Raw genomic sequence first — 14,980 nt, forward strand, 5'->3', positions numbered from 1 at the left:
ACTACGCCATGCTGGAACAACCAGCTATGGCGGCATAACTTAAACCAAATGGCCTCCGGCAAACCCGGGGCGGTTCATCGTGCCCTGCTACTTGCACATTATTCACCCCGAGATCCTTCAGCGTCTGTTGATCAAGGCGGCCATTGGCTTGCAGATGTTTCATCTGCTGCATATGCTGGATCGCGTCCCGGGTTTTGTGGCCCCAATGTCCATCAACCGCACCGGCATCAAACCCCTCTTTGTTGAGAGCCATCTGTATATTCTTTATCTGAGCTTTGGACAAACTGCGCGGAGCAATCGTTCCATTGTTCTTCGCCTGCTGTGAAGCAGCGTCGCCCTGCCGCGAGTTGTTGGTTTGCTGCGGCGTCTTGTTTTGCTGATTCGCTGGTGCGTTCTGCTGAGCCGGTACTTGCTGCTGAGGTGGCGGGTTCGAGGCAGCAAAAGCGGGCACTGCCATCGCAGCGCTGGCGAGAAGAACTAGGGCGAACTTGGTCATGAGAGACTTTCCTTTTTGGCTGGAGAAGACTGGCACTCTCCAGAACCAATGCGCTTCCCACACGGGATGTTTCCGCCGTGCGGCTGATCCGCGGATTAATTCATCGCTACAAATGGTTCGCTGGTCGCGCTTGCGCACCGCGCTCTGAAGGCTCTGGACGCGCGGCGCTTAGACCCGGTCAGGCGCTCGTGGTGCGCCTCGGATCAACCTTCCAATTGGCCGCTCATGACATCACCGAACAGCTGCCAGCTTTGGCCCTCGAACTTCATCAGCTGGAGCTGTTCGATCGGCGCGAAGTCTATCGGCGAAGTGTTGATGGCGATACCGGGAAGCAAGAGCCCTGGCTCATAGTTTGTTAGATGGGCTGCCTGCGCCATGATGTTTTCACGCGTAAGATCGTCACCGCATTGCTGGAGGACCTGTATCATAGTGCGTGCGACGCTGTAGCCGTAAACGAAATTTGCGTCGGTCTTGTCGCTTCCCGGCATGTGCTTGTCCATAAAGGAGTTCCAGGCAACCATGTCTGGCGCGCTCTTCCATTGAGCATCGGTCGGGTCTTTCATGTAGGCTGCAGAAACGATCCCCTGTGCGTGGTCGAAGCCGGCGGGTTTAAGCACACTGCCGATGGATGCCGAGACATTGTTCAGGATATGGAGGGGTTTCCACCCGATGTCGGACACCTTTACGATCGCTTGCGCTGCGAATTTCGGCGTCGCGACGTTGAAGAAGACGTCTGCTCCGGTAGCTTGCAGCCGAACGACCTCTGAATCTACTACCGGCTCGGTGGTTTGATAGGCCTGCTCTCCCACGACCATCGCGCCGGCCTTCGAGCCCAGGCCGTCCTTTAGGCCTTTGACGTAGTCCTTTCCGTAGTCATCGTCCTGATAAAGGATCGCAATCTTGCCGTTCGGCTTCTCCTTCAGTATGTACTTGGCGTAAATTCGACCCTCGGCCTGGTAACTTGGTTGCCAACCCATCGTCCATGGAAAGTGTTTTGGATCATTCCATTTGGTCGCGCCGGTTGCGACGAACAATTGCGGCACCTTCTTCTGGTTCATGTAGCCGTGAATAGCGCTATTGGTCGGCGTTCCCAGAGAGTTGAAGACGAGTAGAACGTTGTCGTCCTCCACCAATTTACGTGCCTGCTCGAATGTCTTTGGTGGACTATACGCGTCGTCATACGAAATAAACGAGATCTTTCTGCCATTTACCCCGCCTTGATCGTTGATCATCTTGAAGTAGGCGTCTTCAATCTTGCCGATCGCTGCGTAAGCGGAGACCGGCCCACTATAGGGCATGATGTTGCCGATCTTGATCTCAGTATCGGAGGCTCCTGGACCGTATTGTTTCTTCGACGAACTGGCTGCTCTTGCTCGGATTGGCGCGGCGAGGGATAGCAGTCCAAGCGCGCCAACGAACTCCAGGACTTCGCGTCGTTCGAACTCTTTCCTAGTACGATCTCCAGACATTAGCATTTCTCCTTCGAAAGCTAAAACATGGAGCCATGGCGCCCCGCTGACCGGCATGTGCGGCTTCATGCATGCAGCGCGCCAAGGCAGTTCGCTCGAGGAGTATGTACCTTCGCGATAACTGACGGAACGCTATCACTTTCGGCCATTCTCAAACACAGTCCGGCACCGTACGCACTGTTTCGAGGATCGAGCGGTATCGCGAGACTAGCTCGCTCGGCCGGGCGACCTGGGAGCACGGAATGGACCTCAATCACTTTAATGCTGAGGCTACTGCATGCGCTGGCACCCCACTTCGGCGTAAACTCAGAGAGACGCTCAAAATAGGCGGCGAATGGATCGTGAGCATGCGGACATATCCTTTGGTCGCACATGTCCATTCGCCGTATCCATCCAAGCTTGGCCGGCGGACAGGGGCTCACCGATTCCGCCCCTTGAGGAGTTCGGGGTCTTCCTTCGGATCCTGATGAGCTCCGTCAGCTTTCGATGCCGAAGGTCGGTGAACGCCATGAACTGGTCGTCACCTACGCCATAACGCCAGATGACGTCATCCTCTGTGTCCATTCCGATGGCTGGATCCAGAGCCAGTCGTGGTCTTCGCCCAAATCTCTTGCGACGCGATCGATGGTGAAGACGGCGTGAACTTTGTTGACGTGCATGGCTACGCCGCCTCGGCAGAGGCCCTCAGGCAGGGGGCGTCACTGTTGCGGCGATCGAGCAATCGCGCACGAAACGCTTGCCGTGGACTTTGAGGAGATGGTCAGCGATCTCGGCCAGTGTCATGTCAGGCGTAGCCTTGACCAGCGAGAGTATCTCCGCAGCATGAGCCCCGATCCGAGCTGAACGCCGGTTTCCGCCCCGGGCTCCCGGCTCCCAGGCACCGGTGCTTCGCGGCGGGTGATGTTGGTCCGTTACCGCACAAGGTGCCCAGTGCGAGGTAGGGAACGCGATTCCTGCGCTCAGGTTGAGTAGTACCCGCCCACGAACGTCAGGCGCAACCTTAGACACGGCTGCCTTGGACGTCGCATTCGAACAATTCGCTGAGCGAGGGGTCAGAACACGAGAGGCCGGAATGCAGGACTCTGTCGAAATCAAACTTGCGCAAGACGGAGCAACTACTGCAACGTTAAGTTCGGCCGACGATCGGATCGTGCTTTCGACATGGACCCCGCCCCGCGAAGGGATCGTTCCTCACATCCGGCTCGGGAAAAGGTGGTTCAACGTTTTGTGGGTCGTCCCGCTCGGCGGTGCGGCGTTGGTCCTCCTGATAGCCTTGGCGCAAAATCTACGAGAGCTCTCAGCCATCCAAGAGTTTATCAAACGCTATCCCGGGATCGCGCAGAACGCGCCTTCGGTGGACACTGGTTTTCCATGGTGGCTACAGCTCCAGCACTTTTTGAACATGCTCTTCATGATGTTGATCATGAGGGCAGGCATCCAGATTCTGGCAGATCATCCACGGCTGTATTGGAACAGGGATTGTACGCCAGGCACGGAGTGGTTCCGATTTCAGCACCCCGTACCCAAGGATCGCATCTGGACGGCCAAGGACGATGCGGTGAGCCTGCCGGGCTGGCTTGGTATTCCCGGGCTGCGCCACACCATCGGCCTTGCCAGATGGTGGCATTTCTCAGTTGATCTTCTTTGGGTACTGAACGGTGCCGTCTTCTACATCATGCTGTTCTCCACGGATCAGTGGTTGAGACTTGTGCCCTTGACGTGGGACGTCTTCCCGAATGCCCTCTCGACCGCCATCCAGTACGCGTCACTGAACTTTCCGACCGAATCCAGCTGGACCCGATACAATGGTCTGCAGCAGCTCAGCTACTTCGTGACGGTCTTCATCGCCGCACCGGTTTCGATTGCGACAGGGCTCCTGCAGGCTCCTGCGATTTCCAACCGTCTAGGTTTGCTCGGCACTGTGCTTAATCGGCAGGTCGCCCGCTCCATTCATTTCATCTCATTCACTTGGTTCGTCTTCTTCATCCTCGCGCACGGGATCATGGTTTTTATTACCGGGTTGCGGGAAAACACGAACCACATGTTCGCGGGAGTGAAGAGCCAGCACTGGGTCGGATTTCCGCTGTTCGTGCTCGCGCTCATGTTGGTGGGCTTGGCTTGGTGGGCCGCTTCGCCGTTCACAGTCAAGCACGCCCGTCTGGTGCAAAAGACAGGCCGCCTGATGGTTGGCTGGATAAAGGGCGTCTCCGAATGGTGGGCGCCGACTGCGGAGCTGAGTAAATCTGACATATCGCCGCATTTCTGGCCGAACGGCACCATGCCCAACTCCGCCGAATACGAACGTCTGCTCGCAGGCAACTTCCGCGACTATCGCTTGCGAGTCCGTGGGCTGGTGGAGACCGCTCGGGAGTTCTCGCTGGCCGAGCTCAAGCGCATGCCGAAGCAGAAACAGATCACCACGCATTTCTGCATCCAGGGATGGTCGGGCGTGGCCGAGTGGGGCGGCGTGCGCATGAGCGATATCCTTGATGCAGTGAAACCCCTTCCGGAGGCTCGGTATGCCGTCTTCTACTCGCTCGCGGACGGCTCTGACGGAGGCCGCTACTACGACGTCCACGAGATGTTCAACATGCGTCACCGCCTCACAATCCTGGCCTACGAAATGAACGGTCAAGCGCTGAGTGTGCTGCACGGCGCGCCGCTGCGGCTCCGGTGTGAGAACGAACTCGGCTTCAAGATGGTCAAATGGATCGAAGCCATCGAGTTCGTGCACGAGTTTAGCGACCTCGGCGCGGGACAGGGCGGTTACAACGAGGACCACGAATTCTACGGCTATCGGATGCCGATTTGAAAGCCGACCGCCTCGTGCTCGGCGGGGTGCAACGACGGAGCAGAAACGTGAGGAAATGGCATGGTTAGAATATCGGCACGGCCCGCGAATTATGGGCTTTGGGTGCTGCTCGCGGGTTCTCTAGCTGGCTGCATCGCGGCAGTGACCGCCACTTTTGACGAGGGCAATGGGATCGCCCGTTCGGGCGGGGCTTATCTCGTGCTGGTCACCACGCTCCTTCTCACCGCGGCGGCTCTGGTTCTCGTGCTTTATCATCGCAAGCGCAAATGGCTGACTATCGTTCTTGCGATACTTGTCTTGCTCGATCTCCTCGGCACCGCATTTGCGGCCTACTTCCTGGAGACCCCAATCCTTGTCGCATTCATGGCACTCGGGCTCGTCGGATGGATAGTCTACGTTCTGTCGCATCCGGCAGAGGACAACTTTTCGCTCGCCTCTTCAAGGAGCACCAGATGAATACAACCCACAGGATTTCGTGCGCTTTCACAGCGTGGCTCCTGCTCCTGGCGGCCCCCTCGCTCGCATTCGGACAATTCAGCGCCGCGGCGGGAGCTGCAAGCGAGCCATCTTTTCGCCACCAGGATAGGGAGGCCGCTGTCGCAACAGATAACTCCGCCAACCAAGTGCCGAGAGGAGAGGAAGGCCCATCCGATGCGACTGCTCAGGGCGAGCCCTCCAACAGGCAACCTGACAAGTGGATGAGTGCGCCGAATACGTGGGCGACATTCAACGGCGACCTCAAGTCCCAGAAGTTTTCCGCCGCCGACCAGATCACGCCCGAGAACGTAAAAGGCTTGCGGAAGGCCTGGGAATACCACACCGGCGACGTCTCTGACGGTAGCGGCCAAAGACCAATGAGCGTGTGGTCCGCGACGCCGCTCTTTGTCAACAATACCCTCTACGTCGGGACCCCGTTCTACCGGATCATCGCGCTCGATCCGGGCAGCGGAAAAGAGAAATGGAAGTTCGACCCCCACGCTGTGCTTAAGGCGCTCACCCAACCGGATCTGAAGAACCGAGGAGTAGCTTATTGGCAGGCCGAGAATGTGCAAACAGGAACGGAGTGCCAGAAGATCGTCTACATCGGCACGATGGATGCCAAGCTCTACGCGGTCGACGCCGATACCGGCAACCCTTGCCGCGATTTCGGTCAGCACGGCATGGTCGATGTCAACCAATGGAACACCGTGAATGCGAAGTGGCCGCTATCGCTCCTGCAGCCGCCGACCGTTTATCACGACACACTCTATCTCGGCTGGGCCGGCAAGGATTGGGCTGACGAGCAGGCCCCCCCGGGTACCGTGTTCGCGCTCGACGCGCGCACCGGAAAATTGAAATGGACATTTCACCCGCTCGACCCCGCCGTTGCACAGCACAGCGGGACCGCAAACGTCTGGGCATCAATGTCGATCGACGCCGAAAGGGGGCTTCTCTACGTGCCAGTGAGCTCCCCCAGCCCCAACTTCTACGGCGGGGATCGGAAGGAGAAGATCCCGCTTGCGACTTCCGTAACGGCGCTCGATGCGGAGACGGGCAAGGTGGTCTGGAGCCGACAGCTCGTGCACCACGACATCTGGGACCTTGATACCAACGCTGCTCCCACCCTGGTCGACCTCGAGAAGGACGGAAAGAAGGTGCCGGCGCTAGTGCAGACGACCAAGCAAGGCTTCCTGTTCGTCCTGAATCGCGAGACCGGTGAGCCGATTTATCCCATCGAAGAACGACCAGCGCCGAAATCCGACGTGCCGGGCGAAGAGGCTGCGGCAACACAGCCGTATGTGGCAACGCCAGCCCCCACGATACCGGACAAGTGGCCGGGCGTCTTTCCTCTCGCGGACTGGATCGGCTTCGGCAGTTGCAGCCGGGAAGCCAAGAAGCTGCGCTACGACGGTCGCTTTACGCCACCGAGTCTGCAGGGCAGCATCACATATCCTCCGACAACCGGCGGGACCGAATGGGGCGGCGGCGCCGTCGATCCGCGCACCGGTGTCTTCGTCGTGAACTCCAGCAGCGTCGTGCAGATTTATCGGCTGATCAAGCGGGAAGATTTCAAGCAACAGGCACAAAATGGTGAAAGTTCAGGCTACTACGCTCAAGAGGGCGCTCCATATGGCTTCAAACTGGAGACCTTCCTCAACTGGGCGGGTATGCCGTGCTGGAATCCTCCTTATGGCACGATCGCTGCCTATGACCTGAAAACGGGTAAGCGTCTTTGGAACGAGCCTTTCGGTGAAGTGCAGAAATACGGCTTCTACATGCCAAAATCCTGGGGCTCGGTGACCATCGGAGCACCCGCGATTACTCAATCAGGTTTGATCTTCATAGGCGCTTCGATGGACTCGCGGGTTCGCGCACTTGACCTCAAATCGGGTACGGAATTGTGGAGCAAGCTCGTCGATGCTCCAGCGGTCGCCATGCCAGCTATCTATGACTACAAAGGAAAGGAATACGTCACCTTCGTGGTGGGCGGCAATTCGATCCTTTTGCCCAAGGTGAGTGACCAAGTGGTCTCTTTTGCTTTGCCGGGCTGAGAAAAACAAAGAACTGCCAATCAGCGCGGCGGATTCATGAGCTCCGTGCCCGATGCATCACAGTCCCTGGGTGCACCTAGTTCTATGCCGGCGCTGGCGAGTTCGTGAAAGATCCACGCCAGAACGCTGGTCGAATTCTTGACCTCGCCGAAAGCCCGGCGCTGCGAGAATTAAGCACCGGAACTCAACTTAAGGCCAGCAGCGCTAAGGCGCAATTCTGCAAGCCTCTTCGCTCTTGAAAGTCGGCGCTTTCAGCCAGATACTCTGGTGGCGTCCCTTGGCCACAGCATCCCGAGGAGGCATCATGGCTATTCAAATCGTAATGGACCATACAGGTGACAGCCGTCATTCTTTCGACTCGAGCGACGCGCGAGCAGTGAAAGACGCGGAGCAGCGATTCCGTAAGCTGACTAATCGCGGCTTCACGGCCGCCGCCAGGACCGGTCCAGGGCAGATCTCGCAGCTGCGATCCTTCGATCCGACTGCGGAAGAAACGGTGTTCTTTCCCCGGCTGGTCGGCGGCTAGTCGGTTGCGCTCGTGTTCGCGCTTTTCGCTATAACGGCCGGTGACCGCCCACGATGGAGGGCCGCAAAGGCTCTCTACGTCAGGCACGGCGCCGAGAAGACGCCGGAGGGGCGCTCTCTGCAGCTCCTGCGCCGTTGGCTTTCGCCTGCGCAGCGGGCGCAGTACGCTCACATGGGTTATTTCGAAGTGGTCGGTGGCGAAACCGGCAACCGATACAGGATCTATACCGGAGCGTCGACAAACGTCTGCGAAATCGACGAAAATGGTCGTCCAAAGGTTGGGCTCTGTTTCCTGCCACGTGGCGATCTGCCGATCGGAGACGTCATGTTGGCCCAGAAGATCGCTCTCGAAAGCTGTGAGGGCAGCGCTCTTGCAGTAGCGCGAAAATTCACCCCGAGTGGCTTCTTCTTCAGCCGCTCACGGCCGCTGCGGTAAGCTTGGAAAGCAGCCGTCTTCCGAGAAACAGCTGCCTAGAGGATTGCAGTCTGCGGGCATGAGCGTCATTCAACGTTCTTGCGGGCACGACCTGGACAACGGATCACGAAAAACGGGGCCGCTCCGCCTATTGAACCGAAAGTCGGCAGTCCCTGGACCGTATTGTTTCCGGATCAGAAGGCTCTGGACCGAGCCCCTGGTGCGGTGCTTGGCCAGCTCACGCCGCCAATGCAGTCGTGCGGGCACGCTTTCGCTGTCAAGCGCTAGGCTAAAGGCTAGTTGCACAAAGCGGAACTGGGAAGCGTTGGTCAGGTTGTTAGCCGCCGGAGAACTCGGGATGACCGAACGCAAATTGCTGGACAAACCAGACGAGCCGTCCAGGGCAGCGAAGCTATTCGCCCACTTGGCTAATCGCACCTCTCAGGCAGCAGGCCGAGCATCCACGTTTATTCTCGCGCTCGCCGTGGTCATTATATGGGCCCTCATCGGCCCGCTGTTTGGCTTCTCCGACACTTGGCAACTCGTCATCAATACCGGCACGACGATCGTCACGTTCCTGATGGTGTTCTTGATCCAGAATTCGCAGAACCGGGACAGCGCAGCGATCCAAGTAAAGCTGGACGAGCTGATTCGCGCGGGTGCCGCCCGGAATTCATTTGTCGGGATCGAGCATCTCACAGACGAAGAATTGGCCGAGCTGCGCGAAAAATGCGAAGCGAGAGCCAAGGCTGAGAAAGCGGGCGAGAGATCCGTGCGCAAAGCCGGAACGAAAGCCAAGAGGGCTGCCGAACGAGCCGTCACGAAGTAAGCTTCGTAGGTAAGATTCGGTCGGACCGCCTAAAGGCGACGTATCGGGCCGCCCTCTCGACCATGGTTTGTGTGCGGTCCCGTACCGCTTGCTGATCGTTCTGCAGATGAGGGCCGGAACATCAGGTCGAGACGGTCATTTACATAGGCACCGACATCGGAAACGGAAATCAAACGCCTGGGCCTGGCGCTATCTCGCTCCGAACCTTCTGGAATTGCGTGGCGCTCGTTTGATAATCTCGTCGAGCAGCAAGTCATGGAACAACAGTGCCAGACTGATCGTCCGCCAGCTCGCCCCGTGACAGTTCGCGTGCCGCAGTGGCTGTACCGGCTCCTTATCGGGCTTGCCGCGTGGTTCGCTCTAGCAGCTTGGCTCTTCTCCGCAAGCGGCCCCACTGACTACCTTCTCTCCATTGTAAGTGGATTCATTTTCGTCGTCGTTCTGCTGCAGCTAATCCTGTCGCGCGTCCGCGGCAGAGACACCACCGCCGGGACAGCCGACGCCTCGCCCCGTTTTACGGAACGAGGAGAATGGGACCTCGATACCCGGCAGGGTCACATCAGGTTCAACGAGGCCGCGGTCCAAATACTGCTGCCGCTTGCGGCGGCGGCGCTCGGCATGACGGCCATTGGTATCGCGCTGCACATCGCCGAACACATTAGCGCCTAGCATCCGAGATGGCTCTCTCCTCACCCCCGTGGGCCAGGCATTGCTCGAACTGAGAGTTTGACTATCCCCCGCTAGGCGATCTCCTGGTGCTCTTGAGCGTGGTGGCCATAGCCCTTGAGTCTCTTGCGGAACCTACGGCGTCCCTGACATTTGTTTTGTTGTGCGCGCAGACGATTTTTGCCCTTGGCCCTCAGTTGCTCAGAAGAGATTGAACCATGATCAAATCTCGCGTGCTTCTCGTGAGCCTTCTCACTGCCGCAGGCCTTGCCATCCTGCCGCTCATGGCCGTGGCGATGCAGAGCGCCAGATCTGCAGGACCAGATATCACGTTGCTCGCTGGCGTGATCCAGCTCGTAAACCGCGCCTATGTACATCCAATAGACTCGGACGAACTGACCAAGGACGCCTTGAAGGGAATGCTTACGCGGCTTGACCCACATTCCGACTACATGGATGAGCAGGAGTTCAGGCGATCGCAGGCGGACCTGGCCGGCAGCTTTGGTGGACTCGGTATGGAAATATCCGAACAGAATGAAATTCCCACGATCGTTTCGCCCGTCGATGCAACGCCGGCGGCCCGTGCCGGGCTCCAGCCAGGTGACGAAATTGTCCTTATCAACCACTCGAGCACACACGGCGTAAGTCTTTCGGAGGTGGTGAGCCTCTTGAGGGGTGCGCCCGGGACGAGCGTCACGATCACTGTCCTACGGGGCAAGCAGCCAGCGTTTGATGTCACGCTCACGCGAGAGATCATCAAGGTCAAATCCGTGAAATCGAAGATGGAGTCCGACCGGATCGGATACATCCGCATCAGCCAGTTCGGCGACGACACGGCAGACGGATTCAAGAAGGCCATTACCGATCTCAAACAGGGTGAAAACGGACGCATTAAGGGCCTCGTACTTGATTTGCGCGATGATCCAGGAGGGCTTCTTACCGGTGCCGTCGATGTGGCCGGGGATTTGCTTGACAGCGGTCCAGTAGTCAGCATCCGCGGAAGGGATGCCAGCGACGAAAAGGTATTCAAGGCTCCCGCACACGGCGACATGTTGTCGGGCATCCCGATCGTAGTACTGATCAACGGAGCCTCCGCGTCGGCTTCGGAGATCGTCGCGGGCGCACTGCAGGATCGCCGCCGGGCCACAGTCATGGGAACTCAAAGCTTTGGCAAAGGATCGGTGCAAACGGTTATTCCCCTGCAAGGCCATGGCGCCGTCCGGCTGACGACTGCGCTCTACTATACCCCCTCGGGAAACTCTATTCAGGACAAAGGCATTTCGCCCGACATTGTCGTCGAAGCGCCCAAAGAGCAACAGATTGCGAGCGGCGCCTTGCTCAGGGAAAGCTCACTGCATGGCGCGTTCGCAAACCCGGGGCCGCTCAACCGAGAAGCCGGCACGGGGCGCGAGCAACCGACAGGGCAAATCAAAGCTGTGTATTCTGCGCCGATCAGGGCGGACCTTATCGGTAAGCCCGAGGACGCGCAGCTCAAGGCTGCACTCGATCATCTCGTGCAGATCGCCGGCAAGGAAACAGGAGCACGCTGATCTGCACGAACTGTGTGGGATCTTCGACGAGACCTGCTCCGCACGAGTCGCTGTCGTCCGCAATCATTGGTCGAGCAGCCCGACCAGAGCGCATCTGAAGGAGACCCGGCTCGCCTCGCAGGTCGGCACGGGCGCCGGATTGGACCGGCAATCATTGGCGACGACCTGCCATATCTCACCGGTGACGTGGCGATTCCGATCGGGAGCAACGCCTGTGAATACTCGCGGAGCGCCGCCGTCATCGGTAGCGCCCGTAGATGGTGAGTAGATGCCGAAGACGTATTGTTCGAAGCGCCTCTAGCAACCCACCCGCCTCTCCGACGTTAATTCACGGTTCTGAGCTCGGCGCCCGCACAAAGCTCTCGTCGCGCAGGTGGCGTTGCGGTTACTAGCCGATCAGGCCGCGGTCCGGACCTCGTCGCAGCTTCCTGTTGGCGCAGCTCGGGCACGATGCCGCCAGACGAGCCCACGCCGATGACCCAAGCGATTGTCAACATCGTCGATCTTTGCGTGCGCCGGTGGCGAATTGTCATCCTCGTGGGAACACTGGTGCTGGTTGGATCTGCCGTCTACGCGCTGACGCAGTTTTCCATCAACAGCGATATCGAAACGCTAGTCTCCCAGAAGGTCCCCTGGCATCGACGTGAGGTGGAGCTCTCGCGGAGCTTTCCGGAGAAGGGGACTTCGGTCGTGGTAACGGCCTCGACACCCGAAAACGCCGAGGTTGCGACCGACGAGCTTGCGCACAAACTGAAGGAAAATCCGGAGCTGTTTCGCCAGGTCGTGCAGCCCGACAGCGGAGACTTCTTCGAGCGTAACGGATTGCTGTTCGGCTCAACCGCGGAGGTGGAAAGGACGGTCGACGGCCTCGCCCGCGCCCGGCCATTGCTCCAGGCGCTGGCGGCGGATCCGACCTTACGTGGCGCAGCGCGCGCGCTTGGCTCGGCGGCGGAAGGGGTTCGGGCTGGCAGGCTCACGCTCGAGCAACTCGGCTGGACTCTTTCGCTGACGCGGAAGCTGCTCGGGGATGTCCTCACCGGCAAACGAGTGTTCTTCTCCTGGCAGGAGCTTCTGGAGGGGCATCAGATTCCCAAGAACCAGTCCCGGCACTTCATTGAGGTCGCGCCGAAACTGGATTTCAATGCGCTTCAACCGGGACGGACCGCGACAGAAGGAATCCGGAGGGTTGCCTCGGATCTCAAGTTGAGAGAGCGCCTCGGCGCGGCCGTCAGCATCACGGGTGAGATCCCGATGAATGACGACCAGTTCCACGTCATCCGGTCCAGCGTGGTGCGCGACACCCTCACCGCTTTGTTCGGCGTGCTGCTCATTTTGTGGATCGCGCTGCGGTCATTCAAGCTCATTGCCGCTGTATTGTTCAGCTTGGTGGTCGGGCTCGCCGCAACTGCCGCTCTGGGGCTCCTGATGGTCGGCTCCTTTAGCCTTATCTCGATCGCTTTCTTCGTGTTATTCGTTGGACTGGGCGTTGATTTCGGCATCCAGTTCAGTGTCCGCTATCGGGCAGAGCGGCATGAGGTTGACAACTTGCGCCACGCGCTACGGTGCTCGGCGCACAAGTCCGGAGCGCCGCTCGCGCTTGCGGCGGCAGCCACGGCGATTGGCTTTTTCGCTTTCCTGCCCACTGACTATCGCGGGCTCTCCGAACTCGGGCTGATTGCAGGGTCCGGCATGCTGATTGCCTTTACCTGCAGCATCACGCTGGTGCCCGCCATGCTGACCGCGCTCAATCCACCCGGAGAACCCGCCGGGGTGGGCTTCAAGTCGCTCGCGCCGGTGGACACATTTCTGCAGCGCCACCGCTTCCTGGTGATCGCCGGGACCATTCTTGTGGTCGCGGCGGGAACTCCGCTGCTCTTTCATCTGCCGTTCGACTTCAATCCGGTCGACCTCCAAAACCCCGACTCTCCATCGGTGGTTGCCTATCGCAAGCTGCAGTCGGAACCGGAAACCAACGGCAACGACGCCGAGGTGCTCGCCCCGTCACAGCAGCAGGCCGACGAGATTGCAAAGCGACTCTCCTCGCTGCCGGAGGTGGCTCGCGTAGTGACCCTCACCAGCTTCGTTCCCGCCCATCAGGAGGACAAAATTGCCGCCCTTCGCGCCGCCGACCGCGCGGTTGGACGCGTAATCAGCCCCCATACCACGAGACCCGCTCCTACCGACGAGGACACGGTCGCTGCGCTTCGCAGCACGGCAGAAGCGGTTTCAGAAGCGGCAGTCGGCGCGAATGGCAACGTCGCGGAGGACGCACGTGCGGTTGCGTCGCAACTCGAGCAACTGGCACATGCGCCGCCTGAAGTTCGTCGCCAGGCAGATGCAGCTGTCACACCGTCTCTGAAGTACGATCTGGACCGTCTGCGCAAAAGCCTTTCGGTCCAACCGATCGCCGTGGGAAGTCTGCCGCGGGATCTCGTTCGCGACTGGCAACTGCCGGATGGACGTGCCCGCGTGCAGGCACTTGCCAAAGGCGATGCCAACGATGTGAAGGTGCTACGGAAATTCGCTGCCGCCGTGCTGGCCGTCGAACCAACCGCGGCGGGAGCGGCCGTCAGCTACTACGAGTCGGCGAGGACTGTACTCCGGGCCTTTGTGGAAGCCGGAATCCTGGCGCTGGTTGCGATCGCCATTCTTCTTGCGATCGCTTTGCGGCGCATCACCGACGTCCTGCTCACGTTGATCCCACTGCTCGTCGCTGGCGCACTCACACTGGAGCTGTCGGTGCTGGTGGGTCCGCAGCTCAACTTCGCCAATATCGTTGCGCTGCCGCTGCTGCTCGGGGTCGGAGTCGCCTTTAAGATCTACTACATCATGGCCTGGCGCGCCGGCAAAACCGGGCTGCTGCAATCGACGCTGACCCGCGCCGTGGTGTTCAGTGCCATGACCAATGCGGCCGCTTTCGGCAGCATGTGGGCCTCCAGCTATCCTGGAATGTCGAGCATGGGAAAGATGATGGCGCTGGCTCTCACCTGCACCATGGCTGCAGCCGTGCTGTTTCAGCCGGTGTTGATGGGACCGCCGCGTCAGATCAAGCCGCATGCGGAGGTGCCTCCATTGCGCGAGGCGGCCGAATAGCAGCAAACGCGGAGCGGAAGAGCCAGACCTCAGATCCGCCTCAGCTTCATCGCTGGCTCAGCGGAGAGCCGTCAGAGATGGTCAACTTGACCATGCGCGTTTGTCCGGCACGGTCAATGGTCAACTCGATCTCCTTGCCGATGCCAAAAACACAGATGCTGCGCGCGCTGCGAGCGAACACACGAACCAGCGACGGTAATGATTCTTGAAGAGACGAACGGTTGCTTATTCGTTCGAAGCAAGATCGGCCCGCGCGCTAACCATGCGGCGCGGGAGGCAGAGAAGCATATGCCGAGACGTAAGGCTGCAGCATCCACGCGGTTGCCAAACAAAGCAGCCAGACGACCAAGCGCAGGAAACGAACGGGCACCCTGGTGCCTCCTTCCAGTCACTCCTAGTTTCAAAGGGGTCCGATGCTTCCTCGCGAGATTCCAAGAGCAGGACGAACGCGGGACCACTTCTCTCCTACTCGCAAACTAGTCGTTTTCACACCGCCTGAGAAATCGCAGAGATGCGATCGCCTTGCCAAAACTGGCGGAACATGCCGCCAAGGCCGGAGCAAGCGAGCGCACACTGGAACGGTCCGACCCAGCC

The 14,980-nt window shown here is 59.3% G+C and carries 11 protein-coding genes; 9 read left to right on the plus strand and 2 right to left on the minus strand.

Annotation, left to right across the window (positions count from 1 at the left end):
• Window position 1: 1 nt before the first annotated feature.
• Both AC0L3S_RS27905 and AC0L3S_RS27910 read right to left on the minus strand, forming a co-directional pair.
• Window positions 2-496 (minus strand): peptidoglycan-binding domain-containing protein, encoded by a 495-nt coding sequence (locus AC0L3S_RS27905; protein ID WP_473282671.1) that lies wholly within the window; start codon window positions 494-496, stop codon window positions 2-4.
• A 203-nt stretch (window positions 497-699) separates the two neighbouring features.
• Entirely contained in the window at window positions 700-1,965 is a 1,266-nt protein-coding gene (locus AC0L3S_RS27910) for an ABC transporter substrate-binding protein (protein WP_473282794.1), read from the minus strand.
• Between the two features lie 1,072 nt (window positions 1,966-3,037).
• On the opposite strand from AC0L3S_RS27910, the gene AC0L3S_RS27915 reads away from it, so the two are divergent.
• The 9 genes from AC0L3S_RS27915 (at window position 3,038) to hpnN (ending at window position 14,386) form a co-directional block, all read left to right on the plus strand.
• Window positions 3,038-4,777 (plus strand): molybdopterin-dependent oxidoreductase, encoded by a 1,740-nt coding sequence (locus tag AC0L3S_RS27915; RefSeq protein ID WP_473282673.1) that lies wholly within the window; start codon window positions 3,038-3,040, stop codon window positions 4,775-4,777.
• Between the two features lie 102 nt (window positions 4,778-4,879).
• A complete protein-coding gene (locus tag AC0L3S_RS27920) occupies window positions 4,880-5,233 on the plus strand; it encodes a hypothetical protein (protein WP_085355045.1) in 354 nt (117 codons plus the stop codon).
• Window positions 5,230-7,308 carry a pyrroloquinoline quinone-dependent dehydrogenase gene (locus tag AC0L3S_RS27925; protein ID WP_473282675.1) on the plus strand — a complete coding sequence of 693 codons (2,079 nt, stop codon included), beginning with the start codon at window positions 5,230-5,232 and terminating at the stop codon, window positions 7,306-7,308. Before AC0L3S_RS27920 ends, AC0L3S_RS27925 begins: the two co-directional genes overlap by 4 nt.
• A 304-nt stretch (window positions 7,309-7,612) precedes the next feature.
• Window positions 7,613-7,834: a hypothetical protein gene (locus AC0L3S_RS27930; RefSeq protein ID WP_085350427.1), complete on the plus strand. Its 222-nt coding sequence runs from the start codon at window positions 7,613-7,615 to the stop codon at window positions 7,832-7,834.
• Between the two features lie 12 nt (window positions 7,835-7,846).
• Complete coding sequence (locus AC0L3S_RS27935) at window positions 7,847-8,269, plus strand: hypothetical protein (protein ID WP_473282678.1); 423 nt, start codon at window positions 7,847-7,849, stop codon at window positions 8,267-8,269.
• A 337-nt stretch (window positions 8,270-8,606) separates the two neighbouring features.
• The gene (locus AC0L3S_RS27940; protein ID WP_085350425.1) at window positions 8,607-9,077 is read left to right on the plus strand and encodes a low affinity iron permease family protein; all 471 of its coding nucleotides are present in this window, start codon (window positions 8,607-8,609) and stop codon (window positions 9,075-9,077) included.
• Window positions 9,078-9,386: 309 nt separating this feature from the next.
• Window positions 9,387-9,746, plus strand: a complete 360-nt coding sequence (locus AC0L3S_RS27945) for a hypothetical protein (RefSeq protein ID WP_085350424.1) — start codon at window positions 9,387-9,389, stop codon at window positions 9,744-9,746.
• Window positions 9,747-9,961: 215 nt separating this feature from the next.
• Complete coding sequence (locus AC0L3S_RS27950) at window positions 9,962-11,293, plus strand: S41 family peptidase (RefSeq protein WP_473282681.1); 1,332 nt, start codon at window positions 9,962-9,964, stop codon at window positions 11,291-11,293.
• Between the two features lie 474 nt (window positions 11,294-11,767).
• Window positions 11,768-14,386, plus strand: coding sequence for a hopanoid transporter HpnN (hpnN, locus tag AC0L3S_RS27955; RefSeq protein WP_473282683.1), 2,619 nt, complete (start codon window positions 11,768-11,770; stop codon window positions 14,384-14,386).
• Window positions 14,387-14,980: the final 594 nt, after the last annotated feature.

Source organism: Bradyrhizobium sp. Ken01, assembly GCF_055807355.1.